We start from the raw sequence: 23130 nt of genomic DNA, 5'->3' as shown, positions 1-23130 counted from the left end.
GCGGGTCGACCTACGTCGAGCGGATCGACGCGAGGAGCTTCTGGTAGCCGATGCCGTAGACGCCGGCGTACAGCATGATCGCGCCGATGGCGGCGAGCCAGAGCGCGACCGTCGCCTCGCCCGAACCGAAGTGCTGGGCGCTGGCGTACTCGCTGGCGATCCCGCCCGCCGTGAGAAGGGCGCCGACCAGGGTGTACAGTAACAACGAGAACGATTCGAGCAGCAGTTCTGAGGCCATTAGTCGTCCGTAACCCGCTCGGCGAACGTAAACTTTTCTTCAGTCCCGCGACGATCCGACTCGCCTATCCCCCTCGAGCCCCGAACGCGCCCGTGCCAGTTTCGAACGACGACTCCGGATCGAGCGCCGAATCGCCGTTTCCCGACTCGAGAAACGTCATCGAACCCGACTGCCGTCGCTGCCCCGCCCTCGCGGAGGATCGCAACTGCATCTCGTGGGGAACGGGACCGCTCGACGCCGACGTGCTGGTCGTCGGTGAGGCGCCTGGGCCCGGGAATCCCGACGCCGACCGCTGGAAGGGCGGCAACTGGACGGGCAAGGCCTACACCTCCAGGCACTCGGGCCGACGCATCCGTCGGATGCTCGAGCGGGTCGGCCGCGACGAGGACGCCTACTACACCAACGCCGTGAAGTGTTTTCCCGCCAGCGAGGAGGACCCGACGAGCAACCGCGAGCCCACCGACGAGGAGCGGGCGACCTGCCGGGCCCACCTGGTGACGGAGGTCGAAACCCTCGAGCCCGACGTCGTCCTCGCGACGGGCAAGCACGCGACGAAATCGGTGCTGGCGGCCGAGGGCCGGGGACTCGAGGGGTTCATCGATTCGGTTCTCGAGCCCGTCCGCTGCGAGCGCCTCGATACCTGGCTCGTTCCGATCCTTCACCCCTCCTACCAGGACGTCTGGATCGTCCGCATGGGGTACGAACCCGAGGCGTACCTCGCCGAGATCGGGGCCGTCCTCGAGGAGTTGTGCTCGTCGGACGGCCCGGACGCCTAAGCCGTTCGCAGCCCAAGCGGGGATATGGTGGTTCGACACCGACTGACGAGCGTCGAAACGGTTCTCGAGGAGGGGTCGTGGTTGTTCACGGTCCGCGATCGACGCGGCGACGACGAGGAGGTGATCCTCGTTCCGTGTCGCGGCGACGACCGCGAGCCCGTCGAAGCGTGGATCAACCGGTGTACCCACGAGGAACAGCGGCTCCACCGCGAGGGCGTCGGCGCCGTGATCCGCGACGGGGAGATCGTCTGTCCGAAACACGGCTCGATGTTCGAGACCTGCTCGGGGTACTGCGACAACGGCGAGGCGGCGGACACGACGCTGGTCGACGTCGAGATCGCCGTCGAGGACGGGGCAGTGTACCTGACCGACGACGACGTCAGCTTCCTCCGGGAGGGCGGAGCCGGCGACGACGACGGCGACGACGGGCCGAGTTCGACCTCCCACATCCGGTTTTGAACACGGATGCCGGGTAACCTTCTTACGGCGAGCCGACACACACTGGCGTATGAGCACGATCTTCACGCAGATCGTCGAGGGAGAGATCCCGGCACGTATCGTCTACGAGGACGAGACCACCGTCGCCTTCCTCGACGCCAACCCGCTGGCGCCGGGACACACGCTGGTGATCCCGAGAGAGGAGTACGAACGACTCAACGACGTCCCCGACGACGTCGCGACGGACCTCTACGCGACGATCCATCGACTCGTGCCGGCCGTCGAGGAGAGCGTCGACGCCGACGCCTCGACGGTCGCGTTCAACAACGGCGAGGCCGCGGGCCAGGAAGTACCCCACGTCCACTGTCACATCGTCCCCCGCTTCGAGGGCGACGGCGGCGGCCCGATCCACGGCGTCGCGGGCGACCCGCCGTCGCTCGAGGACGACGAACTCGACGAGATCGCCGACGACATCGAGTCCCGGACCTGAGAGGGCCGACGTACCGATTTCCCGACGTGACCGCAGGACGTTCGCGGTCGCTCCGGAACTGACCGACAGGCGTCCGCACGAGCCGGCGCCGCCGTGAGGGTTTTGGTCCTGCCGCGTGAGCCACGGGTATGACAGTTCCCGACGTCGGCGCGCGTCTGCGAGCCAACCCCGTCGCGGCGACGATCGAACTCGCGAGCGTCCTCGTCTCGGTCCTGTTGCTCGTCGGAACCCTCGCCTTGCTGCTCGGCGGGTTCCCGATCGATGCCGAGTGGCCCTGGCTGCTGGTCGTCGGAGTCGGCGCGGCGTTCGTCCTGTTCTGGACGGCCCTCGTCCCGGCGTACGAACGAACCCTACAGTAGGGTTCCGAGCAACACGTCGCCGTAGGCAAGCGCAATCACGAGCCCGAGAGCGAGCGGGACGAGGAAGGGCATTCCCGGCGAGACCCAGACCCGATCCCGGGTCGCGAGCGCCTCGAGCCCCGCTCGCAGCTCCGTCGGCGTCGTTCCGTACGCCGTCCCGTCGATATCCTCGAGAAACGCCTCCGCACCCCAGGGGTCGTCGTACTCGCGGGGTTCGGGCGAGGACGCGGCCGATGTGCCCTCGAGCGCGCCGTCGCCGTCGGTGCGGGGTCGAGCGCCGACGGCGCCGTCGGTCGGCGGGTTCGGCGCCGCGGGAAGCGTCGCGGGGTCGCGAACACGGTCGGCTCGCTCGCGAACCGCCGCCAGCGTCAGGCCGCGCCACCGCAGGTACATCCGCAGGGCGTCGAGGTCGAGCCCGCCGCCCGCGTCCTCGGCGGGCGCCGACAGCAGTTTGCCGTGGGTCGTCGGCACCCGGTCCCAGTCGACGGGCCGACCGACGAACATGAGTCGCGTGAACCGGCCGGCAGCGGCGTTGCGGGCCGCCAGCGCGAACGGGATCGCGAGCGCGACGAGGACGGTGTTGGTCAGGATCGTAAACGAAAACGCCCCGAGGGGCGACGTCGCGACCGGAACCGACCAGGATCCGACCCCGTACTGGGGTGCCGTCGGGAACAGCACCGCGAGCACCAGCAGCGCCTTCCCGTCGGCGGCGCCGAACCCGCCGATCCACCAACAGAGGTACGCGAACGGGACGACGAACCCGAGGCTGATCGCCGCCGGGACGAGAAACTCGTACCGCCAGACGGTCGGGCCGATCCCTCGAGCGAGGGCGCCCTCCCAGACCAGCAGGACGGCTCCCAGCAGCGCGAGCGGGATCCAGAGCGTGCTCGGGATTCGCCTGGTCCTGGCGTCGCGAACGGCGGCCCAGCCGAAGACGGGAACCGCGAGGAGCCTGAGCAGGTCCGGAACCGTCGCGACGTCGAAGGGGATCACGGGTCGGTACTCTCGAGCGCGGCGGCGTTATCTTTTCGGCCTCGGGAACCGTTACTTCCGTCTTTTCCCTCCGCGAAAAATTTCGGAAAACGGTAGTGCTGCAGCTGGAGATACGGGCCAAAACAGGAAGATGGAGTTCGGGCCGTTAGATGACGCGGTTCTGCAGGTAGTCGAGGTGCTTCGCGTTGTAGACGATCTTGACCTCGTCGGTCTCGGCGGAACCGATGCAGGTCAGTCGAACGTTCTTCTCCTCGACCTCCTCGTCGGAGAGGATCTGCTGCATGTCCATGTCGATCTCGCCCTCCTTGACGATGGCCGCGCAGTTCGCGCAGGCGCCTGCACGGCAGGAGAAGGGCCAGTCGTAGCCCTGGGCCTCGGCGGCCTCGAGGATGTACTCGCCCTCGGCGACGTCGAGGGTGCCGTAGTCCTCATCGTCGAGGCCAGCGTCGGCGGCCTCCTCGAAGAGGTCGTCGTCGTCCATGTCCCAGCCCTGGTCGTCCAGTACTTCGTAGTTGAGGTATTCTACCGTGGGCATCACACGGCGATTCGAGGCCCGCATTGGTATAGCTTGCTGTTCGATCCGACCCACTGCCGGCTACTGCAGGCGTCTTCCTGACTAACGGGGCTCTGAAGCCGAAACGTGTCTCATCAGTTACCGGATCGACGGTCTGCGGCCGCGGGCGAGCGATCGAAGCGCGTCACAGACCGAACACGGGAACGAACCGGAACGTGAGGTACGCGCCGACCGTCGAGACCACCGGGACGACGTTTTGCATGAGGATCACCCGCGCCGTCGTCGAGGGATCGAACAGATCCGACGCCTGCGGGATGTCCTCGGGGTCTTCCTCGCCGATCTCCGGCGTTCGTTCGCCCTCCTCCTCGGCGGTGAGCGCCCCGACCGAGACGCGCGTCTCCTCGCCCTTGCGGGCGTCCGAGAGCGTCGTCGTCCGCGTGGCACGTCCCCAGCCGAGTCCGATGATGCTCATCGTCGCGATGACGACGAAACTCGCCGGGATGCCGATCGTCGACAGGACGATCACGATCGCCGAGCTGATGATCGCGACCACGATTGCAGCCGTCAGCGGCAGGTTCGTGATGTCGTTGCCGAGCGTATCGAGGGTGCGGCGGGCGATCGTAAAACAGCCGACGGCGACGGCTGCCGATCCGAGCAGGATCAGCGGAACCATGTCGACGTCGCCGGTGCCGTAGATGGGAGCGATCGCGTTGGCGATGTTACTCGTTCCCGAAGAAAAGCCCATCAGACAGCCGATCCCGACGACGACGAACGCGCCCGTGATTTCGCGTCGATTGGCGCCGTCTCCGAACTGCAGACGCGGGGCGGCCCCCGAGCGATCGACCGTGATCATCTCCCGACCCTCCCGGTTGCCTTCGATAGCGACCCACGCGTTGATCCGCGGGTAGAAGTACCGACCGACGACGCCCGCGACCCAGAAGCCGATGATCGGGGCGACGACCCACCAGATGACGATCTGGCCGAGGACGGCGAAGTCGAGTTCGCCGGTCGCGAGTCCGAGCGCCGCGATAGCGCCGACGGCCGTCATCGACGTCGAGGCGGGGACGCCGGCGTAGTTCCCGAGGAACAACGCGCCGCCGATGAAAAAGAGCACGGCGACGTTCGAACGGACCGTGAAGATATCGGTGGTGTGTACCAGATCCTCCCCGAGCGTCGTGACGACCTGCGGCCCGATCGTGATCGCGCCGAGGAAGAAACAGACCGACATCAGTGCGGCCGCCATGAGCTTCGTGATCACATTCGCGCCGACGGCCGGTCCGAACGCGGGACCCGTCGTCGCGCCGCCGATGTTGTAGCCGACGAAGACCGCGACGAGGAGACCAACGACGAGCAGTACTTCCGTCACGGCTACTACTCAAGCGGCGGGCCCTAAAAGAGCGCCTATTCGAACGCCGGCCCCGAACCGCGCACCCTCGGCAGGTCGGCGTCGCCGGAGACAGTCGCTCGCCCGATCCGAGCGGCACCGCGGGGTCTCGAGCGGAGCGGTCGGCCCGACGGGACCGCGTGTTCGCCGCCGCGCGCAGTTCCTTGCCAAAGAATTTCAACCGGTAGTACCGTACGAAACGCCACTGTGTGTTTCGACAGGGAACTCGCTCGACGGACGGAACCGGAACCGCCCTCCGACCGGAGCGACCGCGTCAGTCGGCACCGCTGGATCGACCGCCCGAACGGAACGAGTGAGTCGCGACGATGCTGAACCCGATCCGCGTCGACGCGGCCGTCGACCTCGCCTACGGGGCGTTGATCGCACTCTCGATCGTGTTGATCGCCACGCTCGAGACGAACATCGGCGTCGCGTTCGGGGTCGGTGTGTTCGCCTCCTACGTCGTTCACGTCGTCTGGAAGATGGCCCGCTTCGATCCCGAGTGGATGACCCAGGCGGTCGAGGAGACCGTCGAGAGGGAGGTCGGGGAAGTCCGGACCCAGGTCGAGGAGACCGTCGAGGAGACCGTCGAAGAAACCATCGGCGAGACCGTTAAGAAGCAAGTCGACGAGGTGCAGGCGCAGGTCGAAGCCGTCGACGAGCGTGTCGATCGGCGACCGCGGGAGGACGAGGTCGAAGAGATCGTCGAAGAGTCCGTCGAGGACGAGTCGGAGGTGTAGCGGACCGGCGGCGCGTCAGCGAACGATCGTTACCGGTACCGTCGCCCGCTTCGAGACCGTCTCGGCGACGTTGCCGACGAGGAACCGACGCGTCGCGCGGTTCCGATCCTTCCCGTGTGCGCCGAGCACGATCGCGTCGTAGTCGTCCGCGCGGTCGATGACGTTTCGAGCCGGATGACCGATACCGACGATCGTCCGGATCTCTCGGTCCCGCTCGTCGGCGACTTCGAGGGCGCGGTCGAAAACGGGCTCGGCGCGGTCGGCGGCGGCGTCGCTGAGGTCGTCCTCGAGGGTGAGTGCCACCGCATCGCCCATCATCATCGAGGGAACGCCGACGACGTGCAAGACCGTGACCTCGGCGTCCGGGTGGTTGTCGAGGGCGTACTCGAGGGCGTGGCCGGCGGGGTCGGAGTCGTCCATCGGAACGAGAATTCGCGAGAGCATTGGCCGAGGTACGATATCCGGTGACGTAAGTCCCCCGTCGATCAGGCGACGCCCGGAAGGAGCGTAAAGAACCCGTAAGCAAGCAGCGTCGACATCGACGGGCCGATGATCCACATCGAGATGTACTTGATCACCGCTCGAGGGTTGAACAGGTCGCTCCCGTGGAGCACCTCCTCGGCCTCCGCCTCGCCGATCGGGGGCGCCGGTTCGTCCGCCTTCTCCTCGGCGACGATCGCGCCCAGTTCGATCTCGCGCTCGCGGGCCTCGCTATCGCGGGTGACCGCCTCGCGGAAGGTGATCGGTCGGGTCGCCCGCCCCCAGCCGATCCCGACGATCGTCATCACCGTTCCCATCACGAGGCTGATCGGGATCCCGATGTAGGAGAGGACCGTCGTGATCGTCGAGGCGGTCACCATGACGAACAGCGCCGCGAGTAGCGGAATGTCGCTCAACTCGCCACCGACGGAGTCCATCGTCCGGCGGGCGATGGTGAACCCGCCGAGCCCGATCGCGAGGGTGGCGATGACGACCGCGGTGTTTACCTCCAGTCCCGCGTCGCCGACCAGCGGCGCGGCGGCGTTCGGAACGTTGCTCGCGCCGGCGCTGAACGCCATGTAACAGCCGATGACGAGGACGACGACCGTGGTCCCGAACTCGGTCCAGGTCGTGTTTGGCCCGAAGGCAGGCTTCGGGACCGTTCCCCGACGCTCGAGGGTCAACAACGGCCCGTCGGTCGTTTCGATGTCGACCCGGCGGTTGACTGCCGGGTAGATGTACCGGCCGATGATACCGCCGATCCAGAAGCCGATGATCGGCGTCACGACCCACCAGGAGATGATCTCGGCGATCGTCTCGTAGTTGAGCGTTCCGGTCGCCAGCCCCAGTCCGGCGATGGCGCCGACCGTCGTCATCGACGTCGGCACGGGGACCCCGAAGACGTTGGCGACGAGGATGCCGAGTCCGATAAAGAAGAGGACGGCGACGCCCGACGTCAGCGTGAGATCGGTCGTGATGATCCCCTCGCTGAGCGTCTCCATCACGTTCCGGCCGACGGTAATCCCGCCGAGGAAGACGAAGACGGTCATAACCGCCGCAGCCGTCGTTTTCGTGACGATTCCGGCGCCGACCGAGGGCCCCCAGGTGATCCCGGTCGAAGAGCCGCCGATGTTGAAGCCGACGAAGATCGACGCGATCACCCCTATCAGTAGGAGGGTCTCGACCATTGTCGGTTGTTGCGAGTGTCGTCTTCAAATACCTGCTGAACCTCCTTCGAGGACCGCGTTTCGACTGGAAGCGACAGGCGCTTCGGGCCCACTCCCGGCTCGCGGCCGATTCCCCGAGAATCGGAGGTTCGGGGTCACAGACTCTCATAAGTACGCGATTCTGATGGCGTGGCGATCGACGACCCGGGCCGTGCCACGAAAGTCGGCGAAACCGTCGCCTTTACTCGTCTCGACCGCGCGCACTCGAGTATGCAACCGAACGGGTTCGAGGTGATCCCCGCGGTCGACGTCCAGGACGGCGAGGTCGTCCAGCTGGTTCAGGGCGAGCGCGGCACGGAGAAGGCCTACGGCGACCCCGTCGAGGCCGCCGAGCGCTGGATCGACGCCGGCGCGGAGACGCTCCACCTGGTCGACCTCGACGGCGCCTTCGAGGGCGAGCGCGGGAACGAAGACGCGATCGACGCCGTGATCGACGCCGTCGACGTCCCGACCCAGCTGGGCGGCGGTATCCGAACCGCAGCCGACGCCGCCGACCTGCTCGAGCGCGGCGTCGATCGGGTCGTCCTCGGCACCGCGGCCGTCGAGAACCCCGACATCGTCGCCGAGATCAGCGAGGCACACCCCGACAGCGTAGTGGTCAGCCTCGACGCCAAGAACGGTGAGGTCGTCGTCGAGGGCTGGACCGAAAGCGCCGGCATCTCGCCCGTCGAGGCCGCCGAGCGGTACGCGGAACTCGGCGCCGCCGCGATCCTCTTTACGAACGTCGACGTCGAGGGCCGGCTCGAGGGCGTCGCCACCGACCCCGTCCGGAAACTCGTCGAAGCGACCGAGATTCCGGTGATCGCCAGCGGCGGGGTCGCGACCCTCGAGGACGTGCGGGCGCTCGAGGACGCCGGCGCGGCCGCCGTCGTCGTCGGTACGGCGCTGTACGAGGGCGAGTTTACGCTCGAGGAGGCCCGGGCCGCAGTCGACGAGGACTGAATCGCGTTCGTCGACGGCTACGACTTCCAGAACGCCGGCGTCAGCAGGACGAGCACGGGGATGATCTCGATGCGGCCGATCCACATCATGATCACCATCACGGTCCGAGAGGCGACCGAGAAGCCGGCGTAGTTCTCGAGCGGGCCGGCCCGCTCGAAGGCGGGGCCGATGTTCAGAAAGATCGAGGCCGCGGCACCCATCGCCTCGAACTCGCCGACGGGATCGGCCGTTCTGGCGGCGTCGACGACCAGAAAGATCGTCAGCAGGAAAAAGATCACGAGCGACAGCAGGATGTAGGCGTAGATGTCCCGCACCGTCTCCTCGTCGACGACCTCGGTGCCGAGCCGGAGCGGGCGGACCGCCTCGGGATGGACCGACGTGAAGAGGCTCCGGCGGAACGCCTTCAGCGTCACCAGCCAGCGCAGGGACTTGATCGAGCAGGTCGTCGACCCGGCCATTCCGCCGAGGAACATACAGAGAAACAGCAGGTGCTTCGCGCCGGGACCCCAGAGGTCGAAGTCCGTCGAGGCGTAGCCCGTCGTCGTCACCATCGACGTGACGTTGAACAGGCCGTGACGGATCGTCGTCTCGAACCCCGCGGTCACGTCGGGATCGAGCAGGAGAATCGCGGCAACCAATGTGGCGAAAAACGCCAGCGTGCCGGCGTAGAACCGAAACTCCTGGGACCTGAACGGACGGCGGTAGTCGCCCTGCGTGACGTAGTACAGCAGGACGAAGTTCGTCGATCCCAGGAACATGAACGGGATGATCGCCCACTGGACGGCCGGCGAGAAGGCGCCGACGCTCTCGGGCTCCGGAGAGAATCCGGCGGTGGAGACGCTCGTCAACGCGTGCGAGACGGCGTTGAAGGGGTCCATGTTGGGCCCGAGGCCGACGAGGTGTAACGCGTAAAACGTCGCGGCCGCCAGCGTAGTGAGCCCGACGTACAGCCCCCAGATGAGGCGGGCGGTCTCGTCGATGTGCGGACGGAGTTTGCGGACGTTCCGCGTCTGGGTTTCGGTCTCCATCAGCTGTGCGCCACCGACCATTAGACTCGAGAGCAGCCCGATCGCGACGATCAGGATCCCGAGCCCCCCGAGCCACTGGAGCAGCTGGCGCCAGAGCAGGATCGCCCGCGACTGGTTCGCGAAGTCCCACCCGCTCATCACCGTCGCGCCCGTCGTCGTCAGCCCGCTCATACTCTCGAACAGCGCGTTGACCGGGCCCCCGAGCCCGCCGTGAAACGCCGACTGCGGGTCGGCCGCGAGTCCGGCGACGAAGAACGGGACGGCGCCGATCGCGCCGACGCCGAACCAGGTGAGTGCGACCATCAGGAACGCCTCACGCTGCGCGAGCGAGCGTTCCGTAGAGAGGCGCTCGAGCGCGAATCCGATCGTCACCGTAAGGACGGTCGCGGTCACGAACGGCAACGGGTCGTCGCCGTCGAGAACGGCGAGCGCCAGCGGCGCCGCCATGGGAACGGCGAGCCACTTGAGCACCGTTCCGACGAGGCTACAGCTCGAGCGCCAGTCGACGCGGATGGTCACGCTACCCCGACGGTGTGCGTGGCGGGTAGATAATGGTTCGGAACGCGGATGGACGGCAGGACGACGGCCGCCCTCGGGGGCGGATCACAGCGGTACAGCGCGGAAATCCGCGGCTTCAGCCGTCGGTAGCTGGTGCTCGGTTGTGATCGTGGCCGACATAGAGCGCGACGGCGTTTCCCCCTAACAGAACGGCGAACGCCAGCACTGCTCCGGGATCGTCGAGTCCGTGCGCGAGCAACGGAACGTGGACGAACGGGAGGACGATCGCGGTCCAGAACGCGAGAAACCGCGCGGGACCTTTGATCGAACGGACGAGCCGGCGGCGATACCGATCCGCACCGGTGGCGTCCGGATTGGTGGGGGCGACCGAGTCGTTCGAAAGCGGGGAGTGGTTCGACATGGAAGCGTGACCTACCTCGTTACGTCAGACACGTTCACCGTATCCATCATATAGTCGGTAGAACGTTACGTCGGGTTAGCGCTATTTCACCGTAGCATTGCGTCGAGACGGACGTTTCGAAACCGGTTCAGAACAGGTTAGAAATTTTATAGCCAGTGCTGTCTCACTCGTTTACGGGACGGCTCGCGCCGCCAAGCGGAACCGCCTTGTACCGGCGGCGGCATCGATCCGTCATGACCGATCGGACGGCAACGGTGACCCGCGACACGAGCGAGACGACCATCGAGTGTACCGTCGGGATCGACGGCGACGGGGTGGCCGACGTGGAGACGGGGATCGGCTTCTTCGATCACATGCTGACGTCGCTGGCCAAACACGGCCTGTTCGACCTCGAGGTCAGCTGCGACGGCGACCTCGAGATCGACGACCACCACACCGTCGAGGACGTCGCAATCGTGCTGGGGACGGCGATCGACGAGGCGCTGGGCGATCGGTCGGGGATCGTCCGCTACGCGGACCGACGCGTGCCCTTAGACGAGGCCGTCGCGGACGCCGTCGTCGACGTCAGCGGCCGCCCGCGGTTCTACTTCGACGGCGAGTTCTCCCAGGACGCGATCGGCGAGTTCACGAGCGACATGGCCCGTCACTTCGGGGAGTCGCTCGCGATGAACGTCGGGCTGACGCTGCACCTCGCCGTCGACGGCGAGAACGCCCACCACGAGGTCGAGGCGCTGTTCAAGGCGCTCGCACGAACCCTCGACGACGCGACCCGGATCGACGAGCGGCGAGAGGGAACCCCGAGCACGAAGGGGACGCTGTAGCGGCTTCGGCGACCCCGTTTCGGCGGGCATCGATCACCGATCCTTATACCGCGGCCCGCGTACGCCCGGTACGGACATGTTCGACGAGATCATGGAGAAGTTCGAGGGATCGCCGAGCCAGCAGGCGGTGATCCGCCTGCTGCTCGAGCGCGGGTTCTCCGTCAACGACGACGGGCGGGTCGTCTCGGGCGGCATCGAGATCCCGAACACCGGGATCGCACGGGAAATCGGCGTCGACCGACGGGTCGTCGACTCGACGACCGACGCCATCCTCGAGGACCCCGAGCTCCGGCGGATCTTCCAGAACATCTCGCAGGTACCGAGCCTGATGGATCTGGCGCCGGTCCTCGATCTGACGGTGCTATCGATCGCGGTCGACGACGCCGATCAGAAGGGGATCGTCGCGACGATCACGGGCACCCTGGCCGACCACGACGTGTCGATCCGTCAGACGATCAGCGAGGACCCCGAGTTCACCGACGAGCCCCGGCTCTACCTCGTGACGGATCAGGATCTGTCGGGTGAGGCCATCACCGAGATCCGCGACCTCGAGTTCGTCCGCAAGATCGAACTCCAGTGAACTCACTGGGGGGCGCGCTCCTCGAGGATCGCCTCGAGCGCGCTCGTGAGCTCCTCGAACCGCTCCATCGACATGTCGTCGGTCGTTACCCAGACGCCGTGGCCCCCTCGGATGACCCGCGTCAGGTAGCCGTTCTCGAACATCCGAATCGTCGCCTGGTACTCGCCGAGCTGGGTGTTTCTGTAGGCCGACTGGGAGTGAAAGCCGCGTCGCTCGTGCTCGGCGAAGCCGACCAGATCGGCGGTCCGATCGAGATCCGAGCGCAGGTACGCCTGTTCGACGTCGTCCTCGGTGAAGTAGGTGATACTCCGAAGCTCGTCGCCGACGGTGGTTCGGCAGGCGCTGCGGAGTTCGTCGGCGAAGGCCTCGTCGATGATCGCGTCTTCCATGCAGTGACAGACCGTATCAAAGACCAATAACGTAGCGGATGCGGCATCCCGGTAGCGGCGACCGACGGGCTCTTTTCGGTCGCGTGAGTACGGCCCACATGATCGATCCGGGACGAGGACGGGGTGGTCCCGCGTGAGCGAGACGTACCGAACCGTCGCCGACGCCGCGACGGCGACGTTCGTCGTTCGGGGATCGGAGTTTCTCGGCCACGTCCGCCCCGTCGAGTCCGTCGACGCCGCCGAGGCGTTCGTCGACCGCGTCGCCGCGGAGTACGACGACGCGACCCACAACGTCCCCGCCTACCGGGTGCGAGCCGAGCCCGACGGGGAGTTCTTGCGGGAGTACTCGAGCGACGACGGCGAACCCTCGGGATCGGCCGGGAAGCCGGCGCTGAACGTCCTCACCCAGCAAGGCCTCGAGAACTGCGCGGTCGTCGTCACCCGCTACTACGGCGGGACGAACCTCGGCGTCGGCGGGCTCGTGCGGGCCTACTCGCGAGCGACGAAGGAGGCCGTCGAGGAGGCGGGGATCGTCGAGGAGCGACCCAGCGAACGGGTGACGGTCACCGTCGACTACGACGACTCCGGCACCGTCCGCAGCGTCCTCGAGAGCGAGGCCCTCGAGTTCGAGGCCGACTACGAGGCCGCGGTCACCTTCGACGTTCGGGTTCCGCTCGCGGAGGCCGAGGCGCTGCGGGATCGGCTCCGGAGCGCGACCAGCGGGCGTGCCGATCTGGCGTAGCTACGGGACGGACCGCGCGTTCGCGCCCGCGGCCTCGAACCGCCGTTCGATCGTCTCCCGGACGGCCTCGAGTTCGGCGAGCTCCGAGCGCTCGAGGCGGACGTCGAACAGCCCGCGATCGAGGACGAGTTCGTCCTCGCGCAGCCGGACGTGGGCGACCTCGTCCCAGGGGACGAACGTCTTCGTGAACGGGCGACGCTTGACGAGTCCGTCCTCGTGGACCCGGATTTCGGGGTCGACACCCCACGGCGTCCGCCAGCGGCCCTCGATCGCGCCGGCGACGATCCAGCCCAGCGCGATCAGGAGCCAGACGACGGCGGCCGCGAAGTTCCCGTCGATAGCGTTGCCGAGCGCCAGAACCCCCCAGAGTACCGCGAGTACCGCGTCGGCTCTGCCGCCGCCGGGCGGCGTCCAGTTCCAGGTACCGATCGGCTCGTCCGCGGCGACCGTCTTCACGTACTCGGTCCGAGCGACGGCGCCGAGGACATAGCCGACCACGAGAACGGCGAGCGACGACCCGGTCGCGACGAGGGCCGAGGCGATCGGCGACCACGACCAGGAGGCGGTCGCCGCACCGAGAAGTCCCGGAGCGCCGGGTAGGACGAGCAGCGCGCGGCGACGGCGGCTCCGCCCGAGACGGACCGCGAGATCGTCGTCGAGCCACGCGGCGACGATCCCGAGGATCGTTCCGGTCGCGAGACCGCCGACGAAGACCGCGGCGAGGACGGCATCCGAGACCTGCCCAGTCGCTGCTACGGAGGCGGCGACGCCGGCGACGAGAACGCCGAGGTAGAGACCGAGAGCGATCCGGAACCCGCGACTCGAGGAGTCGACGGGGTGTTCGCTGCTGTCGGGCATACTCCCACCTACGTTGGACTGGTTAAAATAATGATTGGATCGGGCTTAGGCGTCGCCGGCGGCCGTCGCGGACGGCCGCGCGTCGGCCTCCTCGAGATCGGCCCGCGAGCGGTTGCGGTAGGTCAGCGCCGCGAGCATCGCCAGGCCGATCCCCCGGAGCGCGGCGGTGAGCTCGAAGATCGTCAGCGCCGAGGGGACGCCGGCGAGCGCGAGGACCCCCTCGAGGAGCAACAGCGGGATCTCGGGCACCATCAGCAGGATCGACGCGACCGAGTACAGCGCGCGCCTCGTCGGCGTCACCCTGGCGTACTGGTAGCCGATGATCGTCACTCCAAGGGCGTAGACGCCGACGAACATGCCGAATACGGGAATCACGATCTCGGGGACGACGTAGCCGAGGTCGGTGACGTCCGTCCAGCCCGCGACCTCGCCGTCCCGCAGGAACAGGATGCCCGGCGAGAAGACGAAGGCGAACGGCACCAGCACCTTGTTCAACGAGAGCAGGAACGCCAGCGACGCCGTCTTCATCTCCTCGGCCTTCGCGACACCGGCCCCGGCGAAGGCGGCGACGGCAACCGGGGGCGTGACGTCGGCCATCAGCCCCCAGTAGAGCACGAACAGGTGGGCGGCGAGCACGACGACGCCGGCCTCAACCAGCGGCGCCTCGAGCATCGCGACCAGGATGATGTACATCGCGGTCGTCGGCATCCCCATTCCGAAGATGATCGCGGCGACGCCCGTCAGCGTGAGCAGGATCAGCATCGAGTCGCCGCTGATGTCGCCGATGAGCGCGGCCAGGTTCGGTCCCAGCCCGGAGACGCTGATCACGCCCGGCACGACGCCGGCGGCCGCGACGGCGACGACGACTGTCGTCGCGGTGCGGGCGCCCGAATCCATCGACTTCAGGAGGAAGTTTCCGAACCGGTAGGCTCGATTGCCCGAGAGCGCAGGCCGGCCGAGCGCCGCGGCGCTTCGCTCGGCCGCGGCCTCGACCTCGTCGTCGAACTCGAGCAGCGGCGCCTCGGCGCGGGGCCGCAGGAGGACGAAGGCAATGCCGACGAGGAGCGCGATCATGGCGAGGTCGCCGACCGCGGCCGACAGCGCCGCCTCGAGCGCCATCGGGTCGGCGTCGGCCATCCCGCCGAGGCCGACGATCGATCGAACCGCGTCGCCGATCCCGGCCCCGATGGTCGCGTAGGCGCCGGCCTGGACGGCGAATAGCGCCGCAATCGTCGCGAACAGCGGGCCTCGGGTGCGCTCGTCGTAGGCGGCGACGACCGCCAGCAGCGCGACGACGGCGACGATCGTGAGCCAGCCGGAGCGGTTGATCGAGAGCCGCGCGATCACGAGATAGTACAGCAACAACGCGAGCGGGATGAGGTAGAACCAGCCGGTCCGCAGCGCGGAGCGAACGTCGGGCAGTTCGGAACGGGAGAGCCCGCCGATATCGCCCCGGACCGCCTCAAAGTGAACCATCACCCACATCCCGAAGAAAAAAGCCAGCGCGGGCAGCGTCGCGGCGATGATCACGTCGGCGTAAGGGGTCCCCGTGAACTCGACGATGAGGAAGGCCGCGGCGCCCATCACGGGCGGGAGCATCTGGCCGCCCGACGACGAGGAGGACTCGACGGCCCCGGAGAACTCGGGCGAGTAGCCCGAGCGTTTCATCAGCGGGATCGTGAAGGCCCCCGTCGTCACCGTGTTGGCGATCGACGACCCGCTGAGCATCCCCATAAACCCGCTCGAGACGACGCTGGCTTTCGCGGGACCGCCCTTGCGGGTCCCGGTCGCGGAGTAGGCGAGATCGATGAACCACTTGCCCGCGCCACTCATCTCGAGGAACGCGCCAAAGAGGATGAAGATGTAGATGAACCGGACGCTGACGGAGACGGGCTGGCTGTGAACTCCCGCCTCGACCGTGTACCAGAGGTTATACATGATGTTCGCCCAGTTGTCGGGCTGGACCCACAGGGCGCCGATCGCCGAGTCCTGGGGAACGAGGTACCCCCACCGGGCGTACGCGATAAACAGCGCGACCAGCGACGCGAGTACCAGCCCCAGCGCCCGGCGGGTCGCCTCGAGGACCAGCGCCATCCCGAGGACGGCCAGTACGAAGGCCGCCGAGACGTCGGCGATCGGAACGCCGACCGCGCTCAACGCCCCCTCGAACGGGACCAGCACCGGGAATATTTCGGGCAGCGTTTGCGTATCTTCGAACCGGAGGACGGCGATGCGCTGGATCTCGTCGTACTGCGTCGCGGTGTAGTACGCCGGCAGCACGGCGAGAACTGCCAGGAGCACGTCGACCGGCGCGATTCGGTTCATTTCCGGATCGAGGAAGAACCACCCGACGGCGCCGGAGATCCTCGCGGTCGCTCGGGTCACGGGGTGGTCGTCGCCGAGACGGTTTCCGACCGCAGGCTCGATCCGACCGAGCCGACGGGCGAGGAACCCGTCGCCTCGGCTCGTTGGGAACAGCAGGAACGCCAGTACCAGCCCGAACGCGACGTGGATCGCGTTGATCTGCAGCTGCTGGAAACCGACGAGTCGGTACTCGCCCACGAACGGAAGCGTCGCCTCGAACGCGTACCCCCGCGCGGCGATCCACATCTGGAACGCCGAGAACGCGATGGCGATCAGGGAGACGATCGCGATCGCCGGCCCCCGGTGGGACCGACGCCGCTGGACCTCCTCCATGAGTTGCTGTTGTTCCTCGTCGCTGAGTGTCTCCTCGTCCTCCCTGTCTACGCTCATAAGTGCGTCTCGGTCATTCCTGCTGGCGTTCGTGATGTGTTCGTTTCGATTCGCTTTCCCGAGTCCCGCCGGCGACGGCGTCGTCGATCCCCCGTTCGGTCAGAAACAGGACGACGCGACCGTCGGCGACCTCCGCGAGCGGGTACCGTCGCTCCCCCACGATCAGTTCGTGGCCCGCGATCTCGCCGGGCGCGACCCGAAGCTCGTCGTGGATCGTCGAGCCCTCGACCACGTACCCCTCCGCCGTTCGCTCGATATCGGTCGTCGGCAGCCCCGCCCCGAAGGAGTGAAACACTGACCGATCGGCCCGCAGCCTCGAGCCGTCGACGACGTAGACGTCCTCGATCGGCGTCTTCTCGACGCTGTGAGTGTACGCGAGGGTCACCTCCTGTCCCTGATCGACAGGGATCTCGAACAGCCGCTCCCTGGGGCCGCCGGGGGCGCCGCCCACCCCCCGGGGGGCGCCGGCGGCGGCGGGGGTGACGGCGGTCGCTCCGGACAGTGCGCCCGCCGAAACGAGGAGCGCGCGTCGGGTCGGGTGGTCCACGGTGATGTACCGACGGTCGATCGTGATCGACGTTTCGACTCGCTACTCGTCCTCGTCGGCGGTCGCGTTCCCGTCGGTAGCGTTATCTTCGGTAGCGTTGTCCTCGGTGGCGTTACCGTTCCCCTCGCCGGCGCCCGACCCGTCGAAGTACGCCGCCGCCCCCTCGTGGAGTTCGATCGGCATCGCCTCCTGGGCGGTTTCGACGTCGATGTACTCCGACTGGGTCGTGAAGTCGTCGACGTTGTCGAACATCGCCGTCGTGACCTCCTCGACGACCCCCGCATCGACGCCCTCGTGGGTGGCGAGCATCGCCTGCACCGAGATCGTCTCGACATCGTCGTCGACGCCGTCGTAGGTGCCGCCGGGAATGGTGTGCTCGGCGAGCCACTCGGCGTCCGAAAGCAGCGTCTCGCGGACGTCGCCCGACACCTCGACGAACGAGACGTCCTGGGTCGCCGCGAGGTCCTCGATCGCACCCAGCGGGTAGCCGCCGACGGTGATCGCGGCGTCGACGTCGCCGTCCCCGATCTGGTCGGCCGCCGTCCCGAAGTCGGTGTTTTGCTCGTCGAAGTCGTCGACCCCCGCCGACTCGAGAATCTGCAGAGCGTTGACCTGGGTCCCGCTGCCGGCGTCGCCGGTGTTGATCGCCGCTCCCTGGAGGTCCTCGACGGACTCGATCCCCGAATCGGCCTGGGTGACGATGTGGATCGTCTCCGGGTACAGCGAGGCGATCCCCCGGAGGTTCTCGAGGGGCTCGCCGTCGAACTGCTCGAGTTCGACGCCGTTGTACGCGAAGTAGGTGATGTCGTTTTGCACCAGCGCGAGTTCGGCGTCCTCGCGGCCGAGGCTGGCCGCGTTCTCGACGCTCGCCCCCGTCGACTGCACCTGGATCCCGTGAGGCGTCTGATCCTCGACGATGGACTTCATGTCGCCCGCCAGCGGGTAGTACGTCCCCTCGGTCCCCCCGGCGTGCAGGGACAGCGTCTCCCCGCCCTCCTCGGGCTGGGCCTCCTCGAGGTCCTCCCCGTTGTCCCCGTTTCCTTCTCCCTCGGTCGCGTCCTCGCCGATACAACCCGCGGCACCCACGATCCCAGCAGCCCCACCGAGCGCAATGAACTTGCGCCGCTTGATATGTCGAACCATACGGAATGTATAATGTGGAATGTAGTAATAGCTGCTTCGGATTTTTCCCGTACGTTACGGCGCGAACGCCCCGAACGACAAGAACGACACTCGGCGCGTCGAGGAACCACGGCGGTCGCGCGCTCGGCTGGCGGCCGCCGACCCGTCCGTCGCGCGGATCGAGCGACGGCGGCGCGAGCCACGAAGGAAACGCGCGGACAGAATCTGAGGGACCGTTTCGACTCGAGCTCGAGCGACAGAACCGCCCGACGTGGTGGTGATTCGACCGGAAACGAAGGGGTTGGGCGACAGCCTCACGGCGGTGGCGCCCGTCCTCTCGCGCATGGACCGAAACGTCGGCGGACTCGACCGCGCGTTGCGGGTCGCCGCCGGGCTCGCCCTGCTCGCCGTCGGCTACCGGAACCGCGACCGAACGCTCGGCGCGCTCGCGGCCGTCGCCGGCGGCGACCTGCTGGCGACCGCAGTCGTCCAGCGGTGTCCCGCCAACGCCGTGCTCGGGATCGACACCTGCGGGTGACTCGACGGGTCCGCGCTCGAACGTCTCGAGGGCGGCGCCACACGATCCGCCTACGTCGTTCGGAACGCCCGGTCGCCGGCGTCGCCCAGCCCGGGAACGATGAAGCCGTCGTCGTCCAGTCGGTCGTCGATCGAGACCGTCAGCAGGTCGGCCTCGGGGTAGGCCTCCTCGACGCGCAACAGTCCCTCGGGGGCCGACACCGCCGACAGCACGATCAGGTTCTCCGGCTCGGGCGAGGTCTCGATGACGTGCTCGAGGACGGTACACATCGTACTCCCGGTCGCGAGCATCGGGTCGGCGATGATCACCGTGTCCTCCTCGTGGATCTCGGGGAGTTTGACGTAGTCGACGGAGATGGGGAACGAGCCGTCCTCCTCGCGGCCGGCCTCCTCGTCGCGGCTCGCGCTGATGACGCCCTGGCGGGCGCGCGGGAACGCCTTCAGCAGTCCCTCGACGAACGGCGTCGCCGCCCGCAGGACGTTGATGATCACGACGTCGTCCAGCCCGCGGACCCGCTCGCCCATCGTCGGCTCGAGCGGCGTCTCGATCTCGACGTACTCGGTCTCCATTCGGCCGTCGATGATCTCGTAGCCACAGATCCGGCCGAGCTTCACGAGCCCCTTCCGGAAGCTGACCTGCTCGGTTTCGACGTCCCGAAGCTGCGAGAGCGTGTGTTTCGCGAGTGCGTGTGTCACCAGGTGCGCGTTCTCTCGGTCTTCGATCGTCATTACCCGAACTGGCGCGCGCCGGCACTTTCACGGTGTCGGTCCGCCTCGAGCGCCGAACGGGGCGTGTCCCCGCAGCCCACGAGAGTGGCGATCCCACGCAGCGACGAGACTTATGTCGGTCCAACGCATAGCAGTCGCTCAGCCGAATGGAAGAGAGCATCTCGGGATTCAAGGTTCGCGGCGATTGGGGTGACGTCGTCGAGCACGGCGAGCGCATCACGCGCGCACTTCGGAAGGCGGGGGTCCACGATCCCGACCACGACTACGGGGCCAGCTTCGCTCGCGCCTTCGAGGAGTGGGACGAGTGGCGGCCGAAGGCCCACGAGACCCTCGACGCCGACGTCAGCGAGAAGACGGCCGACCAGGCCAGCGTCGAGGAAGGGAAGGGAGAGCGCGCCGGCAAGGAGCCCGACGAGGACATCCGGACCGCCGGGGAGAAACTCTCGGAGTCGTACGAACGCCTCGAGGAGGACGACGCCGACGCCGCGGTCGACCAGTGGAAGGAGTCGATCGACTACGTCGCGCGGGCGGCCGACTCCGCGAGTCGGAAGGCCCTACGGCGGGTCGAGGACACGGTCTACCAGAACGTGATGACCCAGCTCGCGCCGTACTACTTCGACAACGAGCTCATCAGCGCGAACATCCAGCAATCGACCCGCGGCGAGGGCGAGCGGTTTATCTTCGAGGTCAACGTCAACGACGACGCCCTGAAGGAGGACGTCTCCGGCCGGCTCGCCGAGTTCGAGGACTCGATCGATCGCTGGCACGTCGAGGTCGAGAAGGACACCGAAGCCGCCGAGGCGATCGAGGGCGCCGAGCCGCCGCCGGAGGTCGAGGACAACTCGAAGTCGACGACGAACTAACCCTGCTGTCGGCCCTCGACCTGGCCGATCCCCGGGACGGCGACGCGGCGCTCGACGCGGGCCATCAGGTTCGTCGCCGACAGCACGATTCCCAGATAGACCAGCGCCAGCAGCGTGAAGATCGGCATGTACTCGAACGTCGAGGAGGCGATCCGGCTGGCGCGGTAGTACAGCTCGGGGACGGTGATAAAGCCCGCCAGCGAGGAGTACTTGATCAGGTAGACCAGTTCGTTCGTCCAAGCGGGGATCGCGTACCGCAGCGTCTGGGGGAGGACGACGTGGCGGATCCCCTCGAGCTTCGAGAGGCCGATCGCCCGCGCGGCGGTGAGCTGGCCCTCGTCGACGCTCTCTAAGGCGCCCCGGATATACTCGGCCTGGTAGGCCGAGCCGTTGATCGTAAAGCCGAGGATCGCGATCCAGAACGCGTAGTCGGGGACGAACCCCTGCCCGACGGCGTCGAAGTCGTTGAGCCACAGCGCCAGGTACGGCGTGTAGTAGAGCACGAACAGCTGGGCCAGAAGCGGCGTTCCGCGGATCAGCTCGGTGTACGCGAGCGCGATCCACCGGAACGGACCGCCGTAGACCCGCAGCACCGCCGTCGGGACCGCGATGCAAAAGCCCAGCGCGATGCTGGCCGCAGTCAGGACAATCGTGTACCATGCGCCGGTCGCCAGCGCAGGCGCGACGTCGATCGCAAGCGCGACCCCGTCGACGAGGGTGGCCAGCCAGTCGACCGGGATCCTGACCGGACCGAGGGCGACGACCGACCCCTCGAGCGCCGCGGCGGCTTCCTCGAACGGCGTCGGCGAGAGGAAGTTCTCGCCTTCGCCGGGGCCGATCCCCACTCGGGCGAACGCCCAGTCGTAGAGCCAGCGCGTGAGGAGCCATCCCCAGAAGGCGATCCCGGCGACGACCATCGCGATCCGTCCGAGGTCGTCGGTCGACTCGCGGAATCGACTCGCGTCGATCCCCAGGGCGTCGGCGACGCTCACGCTCGAACGCACCCCCCGGCGTCGGCGACGCTACTCATGGCGGATGCTCTCGAAGAACCGCTTCGTTCGCTCGCGCTCGGGGTTCTCGAACAGCTTCTCGGGCGGCCCCCGCTCGACGATCGCACCGTCGGCGAGGAACGTGATCTCGTCGGCCCCGCCGCGGGCGAACCGCATCTCGTGGGTGACGACGACCATCGTCATCCCCTCGGCGACGAGCCCCTGCATCACCTCGAGGACCTCGTTGCTGAGTTCGGGGTCGAGCGCGCTGGTCGGCTCGTCGAACAGCATGACTTCGGGATCCATCGCCAGCGCGCGGGCGATCCCGACCCGCTGTTTCTGCCCGCCCGAGAGCTGGGCCGGGTAGGAGTCAGCCTGGTCGGCCAGTCCGACCCGCTCGAGCTCGCTGTCGGCTCGCTTGCGGGCCTCCTCGGCGCTCAGACCGCGGACCTTCCGCAAGCCGAGCGTGATGTTTTTTCGCGCGGTGAGGTGGGCGAAGAGGTTGATGTCCTGGAACACCATCCCGATCTGCTGGCGAACGGCGTTCGGATCGGTGTCGGGGGCGGTCACCTCGGTATTCCCGAGGTAGATGTGACCGCTATCGATCTCGGTCAGGCGGTTGAGACACCGCAACAGCGTGGACTTCCCACTCCCGCTGGGGCCAACCAGCACCTCGACGTCCCCACGGTCGATCTCGAGGTCGATGCCCCGGAGCACCTCCTCGTCGCCGTAGGACTTGTGGACGTCCTCAATGCGCAATAGCGGTTCGGTCCCGCGGGCCGAGGCGTCGGCGTCGCGTTCCCGGACGGTTCCGTCGGTCGTCTTCGGACGATCACTCACGACGATTCACCTGGAATTGCGAAGCGATTGCTCACGTAGTCGAGGGTGCGGTTGGTTCCGAACGTCAACACGAAGTACAGCAGGCTGATAAAGAGGATGACCTCGAGCACGGCGGTGGTCTGTTCGGTAAAGAGGTCGTAGCTGCGCTTGAGCAGCTCGCCGAGGCCGATCGCGAAGGCGATCGAGGTGTCCTTCAGGACGATCGTGAACTCGTTTTGGAATCCCGGAACGCTGCGGCGCAGCGCCTGCGGGACGATCACGTGTCTGATGGCCTCGAGGCGGCTCATGCCGATCGAGCGGGCGGCCTCCATCTGTCCCTCGTCGATGCTCCCGAGCGCGCCCCGGAAGATCTGGGACTGGTAGGCCGCGCTCCGGAAACCCAGCGCGATCGTCGCCGCGACGAAGGCGTCGGGGACGTCCGTCGGCACGGTAACCGGTGTGGGACCCAGAACGAACTCGAGCGATCGCAGTCCGAACTCCGCGGCCCCCAGGACGACCTCGATGGGTAACACGAAGTACGTAAAGAGCATGATGACCAGGATCGGCGTCCCCCGCAACAGGACGCCGGCCTTCCGGACGAACGCCCGGGAGTACCCGCTCCCGTAGGCTTCGAGCGCGCCGGCCGGGAAGCCGGCGAGAAAGCCAACCAGGATGCTCGTCAGGGTGAGAACGATCGTGACGGCCATCCCCCGTAGCAGGTAGTCGCCGTTCCGGTAGACGAACTCCCAGTCCGCCCCGAGGTACCGACCGACCTGCGCCTCGCCGAGCGACGACAGCTGTCCCGCGGGCAGCGCCGTCGAGAGTTCAGCCAGCGCGACGGTGCCTTCCATAT

At 67.4% G+C, this 23130-nt stretch carries 28 protein-coding genes; 11 read left to right on the top strand and 17 right to left on the bottom strand.

Features of this window, described 5'->3' with window-relative positions:
* Positions 1-10 precede the first annotated feature (10 nt).
* Positions 11-238 (bottom strand): hypothetical protein, encoded by a 228-nt coding sequence (locus GWG54_RS14290; RefSeq protein ID WP_167938414.1) that lies wholly within the window; start codon positions 236-238, stop codon positions 11-13.
* Positions 239-330: 92 nt separating this feature from the next.
* Here GWG54_RS14290 and GWG54_RS14285 point away from each other — a divergent pair, with 92 nt between their 5' ends.
* The 4 genes from GWG54_RS14285 (at position 331) to GWG54_RS14270 (ending at position 2301) form a co-directional block, all read left to right on the top strand.
* Positions 331-1014, top strand: coding sequence for a uracil-DNA glycosylase family protein (locus GWG54_RS14285; protein WP_167938413.1), 684 nt, complete (start codon positions 331-333; stop codon positions 1012-1014).
* Between the two features lie 24 nt (positions 1015-1038).
* A complete protein-coding gene (locus GWG54_RS14280; RefSeq protein WP_167938412.1) occupies positions 1039-1473 on the top strand; it encodes a Rieske 2Fe-2S domain-containing protein in 435 nt (144 codons plus the stop codon).
* A 49-nt stretch (positions 1474-1522) separates the two neighbouring features.
* Positions 1523-1942, top strand: a complete 420-nt coding sequence (locus GWG54_RS14275; protein WP_167938411.1) for an HIT family protein — start codon at positions 1523-1525, stop codon at positions 1940-1942.
* A 128-nt stretch (positions 1943-2070) separates the two neighbouring features.
* Entirely contained in the window at positions 2071-2301 is a 231-nt protein-coding gene (locus tag GWG54_RS14270; protein WP_167938410.1) for a hypothetical protein, read from the top strand.
* On the opposite strand, the gene GWG54_RS14265 is transcribed toward GWG54_RS14270, so the two are convergent.
* The 3 genes from GWG54_RS14265 to GWG54_RS14255 all read right to left on the bottom strand — a co-directional run bounded on the left by GWG54_RS14265 (position 2293) and on the right by GWG54_RS14255 (position 5174).
* Positions 2293-3294: an A24 family peptidase gene (locus tag GWG54_RS14265; RefSeq protein ID WP_167938409.1), complete on the bottom strand. Its 1002-nt coding sequence runs from the start codon at positions 3292-3294 to the stop codon at positions 2293-2295. The two genes, GWG54_RS14270 and GWG54_RS14265, sit on opposite strands and share 9 nt — an antisense overlap.
* 145 nt (positions 3295-3439) lie before the next feature.
* Entirely contained in the window at positions 3440-3829 is a 390-nt protein-coding gene (gene fer / locus GWG54_RS14260; protein WP_008421311.1) for a ferredoxin Fer, read from the bottom strand.
* Positions 3830-3992: 163 nt separating this feature from the next.
* Positions 3993-5174, bottom strand: a complete 1182-nt coding sequence (locus tag GWG54_RS14255) for an inorganic phosphate transporter (RefSeq protein WP_167938408.1) — start codon at positions 5172-5174, stop codon at positions 3993-3995.
* Positions 5175-5518: 344 nt separating this feature from the next.
* Between GWG54_RS14255 and GWG54_RS14250 the strand changes: the two genes are divergently transcribed.
* The gene (locus GWG54_RS14250) at positions 5519-5932 is read left to right on the top strand and encodes a hypothetical protein (protein WP_167938407.1); all 414 of its coding nucleotides are present in this window, start codon (positions 5519-5521) and stop codon (positions 5930-5932) included.
* A 15-nt stretch (positions 5933-5947) separates the two neighbouring features.
* Here GWG54_RS14250 and GWG54_RS14245 read toward each other — a convergent pair whose 3' ends face one another.
* The gene (locus GWG54_RS14245; protein WP_167938406.1) at positions 5948-6376 is read right to left on the bottom strand and encodes a universal stress protein; all 429 of its coding nucleotides are present in this window, start codon (positions 6374-6376) and stop codon (positions 5948-5950) included.
* Positions 6377-6417: 41 nt separating this feature from the next.
* Positions 6418-7599, bottom strand: a complete 1182-nt coding sequence (locus GWG54_RS14240; protein WP_167938405.1) for an inorganic phosphate transporter — start codon at positions 7597-7599, stop codon at positions 6418-6420.
* Positions 7600-7848: 249 nt separating this feature from the next.
* On the opposite strand from GWG54_RS14240, the gene hisA reads away from it, so the two are divergent.
* Positions 7849-8580: a 1-(5-phosphoribosyl)-5-[(5-phosphoribosylamino)methylideneamino]imidazole-4-carboxamide isomerase gene (hisA, locus tag GWG54_RS14235; protein ID WP_167938404.1), complete on the top strand. Its 732-nt coding sequence runs from the start codon at positions 7849-7851 to the stop codon at positions 8578-8580.
* A gap of 17 nt (positions 8581-8597) precedes the next feature.
* On the opposite strand, the gene GWG54_RS14230 is transcribed toward hisA, so the two are convergent.
* Positions 8598-10127: a TrkH family potassium uptake protein gene (locus tag GWG54_RS14230; protein WP_167938403.1), complete on the bottom strand. Its 1530-nt coding sequence runs from the start codon at positions 10125-10127 to the stop codon at positions 8598-8600.
* Positions 10128-10242: 115 nt separating this feature from the next.
* Positions 10243-10527, bottom strand: a complete 285-nt coding sequence (locus GWG54_RS14225; protein WP_167938402.1) for a hypothetical protein — start codon at positions 10525-10527, stop codon at positions 10243-10245.
* Positions 10528-10760: 233 nt separating this feature from the next.
* Here GWG54_RS14225 and hisB point away from each other — a divergent pair, with 233 nt between their 5' ends.
* On the top strand, positions 10761-11348 hold the full coding sequence (hisB, locus tag GWG54_RS14220; protein ID WP_167938401.1) for an imidazoleglycerol-phosphate dehydratase HisB: 588 nt from the start codon (positions 10761-10763) through the stop codon (positions 11346-11348).
* A gap of 76 nt (positions 11349-11424) precedes the next feature.
* A complete protein-coding gene (locus GWG54_RS14215) occupies positions 11425-11928 on the top strand; it encodes an amino acid-binding protein (RefSeq protein ID WP_167938400.1) in 504 nt (167 codons plus the stop codon).
* Between the two features lie 2 nt (positions 11929-11930).
* Here GWG54_RS14215 and GWG54_RS14210 read toward each other — a convergent pair whose 3' ends face one another.
* Positions 11931-12317, bottom strand: a complete 387-nt coding sequence (locus GWG54_RS14210; protein ID WP_167938399.1) for a hypothetical protein — start codon at positions 12315-12317, stop codon at positions 11931-11933.
* A gap of 133 nt (positions 12318-12450) precedes the next feature.
* Between GWG54_RS14210 and GWG54_RS14205 the strand changes: the two genes are divergently transcribed.
* Complete coding sequence (locus GWG54_RS14205) at positions 12451-13059, top strand: YigZ family protein (protein WP_167938398.1); 609 nt, start codon at positions 12451-12453, stop codon at positions 13057-13059.
* Here GWG54_RS14205 and GWG54_RS14200 read toward each other — a convergent pair whose 3' ends face one another.
* From GWG54_RS14200 to GWG54_RS14185, 4 genes are read right to left on the bottom strand one after another with little or no spacing between them, the layout of a single operon-like run.
* Complete coding sequence (locus GWG54_RS14200) at positions 13060-13917, bottom strand: PH domain-containing protein (RefSeq protein ID WP_167938397.1); 858 nt, start codon at positions 13915-13917, stop codon at positions 13060-13062.
* Positions 13918-13962: 45 nt separating this feature from the next.
* The gene (locus tag GWG54_RS14195; protein ID WP_167938396.1) at positions 13963-16671 is read right to left on the bottom strand and encodes a TRAP transporter fused permease subunit; all 2709 of its coding nucleotides are present in this window, start codon (positions 16669-16671) and stop codon (positions 13963-13965) included.
* A gap of 13 nt (positions 16672-16684) precedes the next feature.
* A complete protein-coding gene (locus GWG54_RS14190) occupies positions 16685-17218 on the bottom strand; it encodes a DUF1850 domain-containing protein (protein WP_167938395.1) in 534 nt (177 codons plus the stop codon).
* A gap of 42 nt (positions 17219-17260) precedes the next feature.
* Positions 17261-18361 (bottom strand): TAXI family TRAP transporter solute-binding subunit, encoded by a 1101-nt coding sequence (locus GWG54_RS14185; RefSeq protein ID WP_167938394.1) that lies wholly within the window; start codon positions 18359-18361, stop codon positions 17261-17263.
* Positions 18362-18617: 256 nt separating this feature from the next.
* On the opposite strand from GWG54_RS14185, the gene GWG54_RS14180 reads away from it, so the two are divergent.
* Positions 18618-18878, top strand: a complete 261-nt coding sequence (locus tag GWG54_RS14180; protein WP_394352929.1) for a DUF2892 domain-containing protein — start codon at positions 18618-18620, stop codon at positions 18876-18878.
* 50 nt (positions 18879-18928) lie between these two features.
* Here the strand turns inward: GWG54_RS14180 and upp are convergent, their stop codons facing one another.
* Positions 18929-19606: a uracil phosphoribosyltransferase gene (gene upp, locus GWG54_RS14175; RefSeq protein ID WP_008421288.1), complete on the bottom strand. Its 678-nt coding sequence runs from the start codon at positions 19604-19606 to the stop codon at positions 18929-18931.
* Between the two features lie 146 nt (positions 19607-19752).
* On the opposite strand from upp, the gene GWG54_RS14170 reads away from it, so the two are divergent.
* The gene (locus tag GWG54_RS14170; protein WP_167938393.1) at positions 19753-20469 is read left to right on the top strand and encodes a DUF5828 family protein; all 717 of its coding nucleotides are present in this window, start codon (positions 19753-19755) and stop codon (positions 20467-20469) included.
* Here the strand turns inward: GWG54_RS14170 and GWG54_RS14165 are convergent.
* Genes GWG54_RS14165 through GWG54_RS14155 form a run of 3 tightly spaced genes read right to left on the bottom strand, consistent with a single transcriptional unit; the run spans position 20466 to position 23128 of the window.
* Positions 20466-21461, bottom strand: a complete 996-nt coding sequence (locus GWG54_RS14165) for an amino acid ABC transporter permease (protein ID WP_167938392.1) — start codon at positions 21459-21461, stop codon at positions 20466-20468. The two genes, GWG54_RS14170 and GWG54_RS14165, sit on opposite strands and share 4 nt — an antisense overlap.
* Positions 21462-21491: 30 nt before the next feature.
* Entirely contained in the window at positions 21492-22298 is an 807-nt protein-coding gene (locus GWG54_RS14160; protein ID WP_312854291.1) for an amino acid ABC transporter ATP-binding protein, read from the bottom strand.
* Positions 22295-23128: an amino acid ABC transporter permease gene (locus GWG54_RS14155; RefSeq protein ID WP_167938391.1), complete on the bottom strand. Its 834-nt coding sequence runs from the start codon at positions 23126-23128 to the stop codon at positions 22295-22297. Before GWG54_RS14155 ends, GWG54_RS14160 begins: the two co-directional genes overlap by 4 nt.
* Between the last annotated feature and the right edge of the window lie 2 nt (positions 23129-23130).

The sequence above is a fragment of the Natronococcus sp. JC468 genome (genome assembly GCF_012163165.1).
GTDB classification, from domain to species: Archaea; Halobacteriota; Halobacteria; order Halobacteriales; family Natrialbaceae; genus Natronococcus; species Natronococcus jeotgali.
The sequence above is the reverse complement of the archived record's forward strand: the minus strand, read 5'-3'. Positions and strand labels throughout refer to the sequence as shown.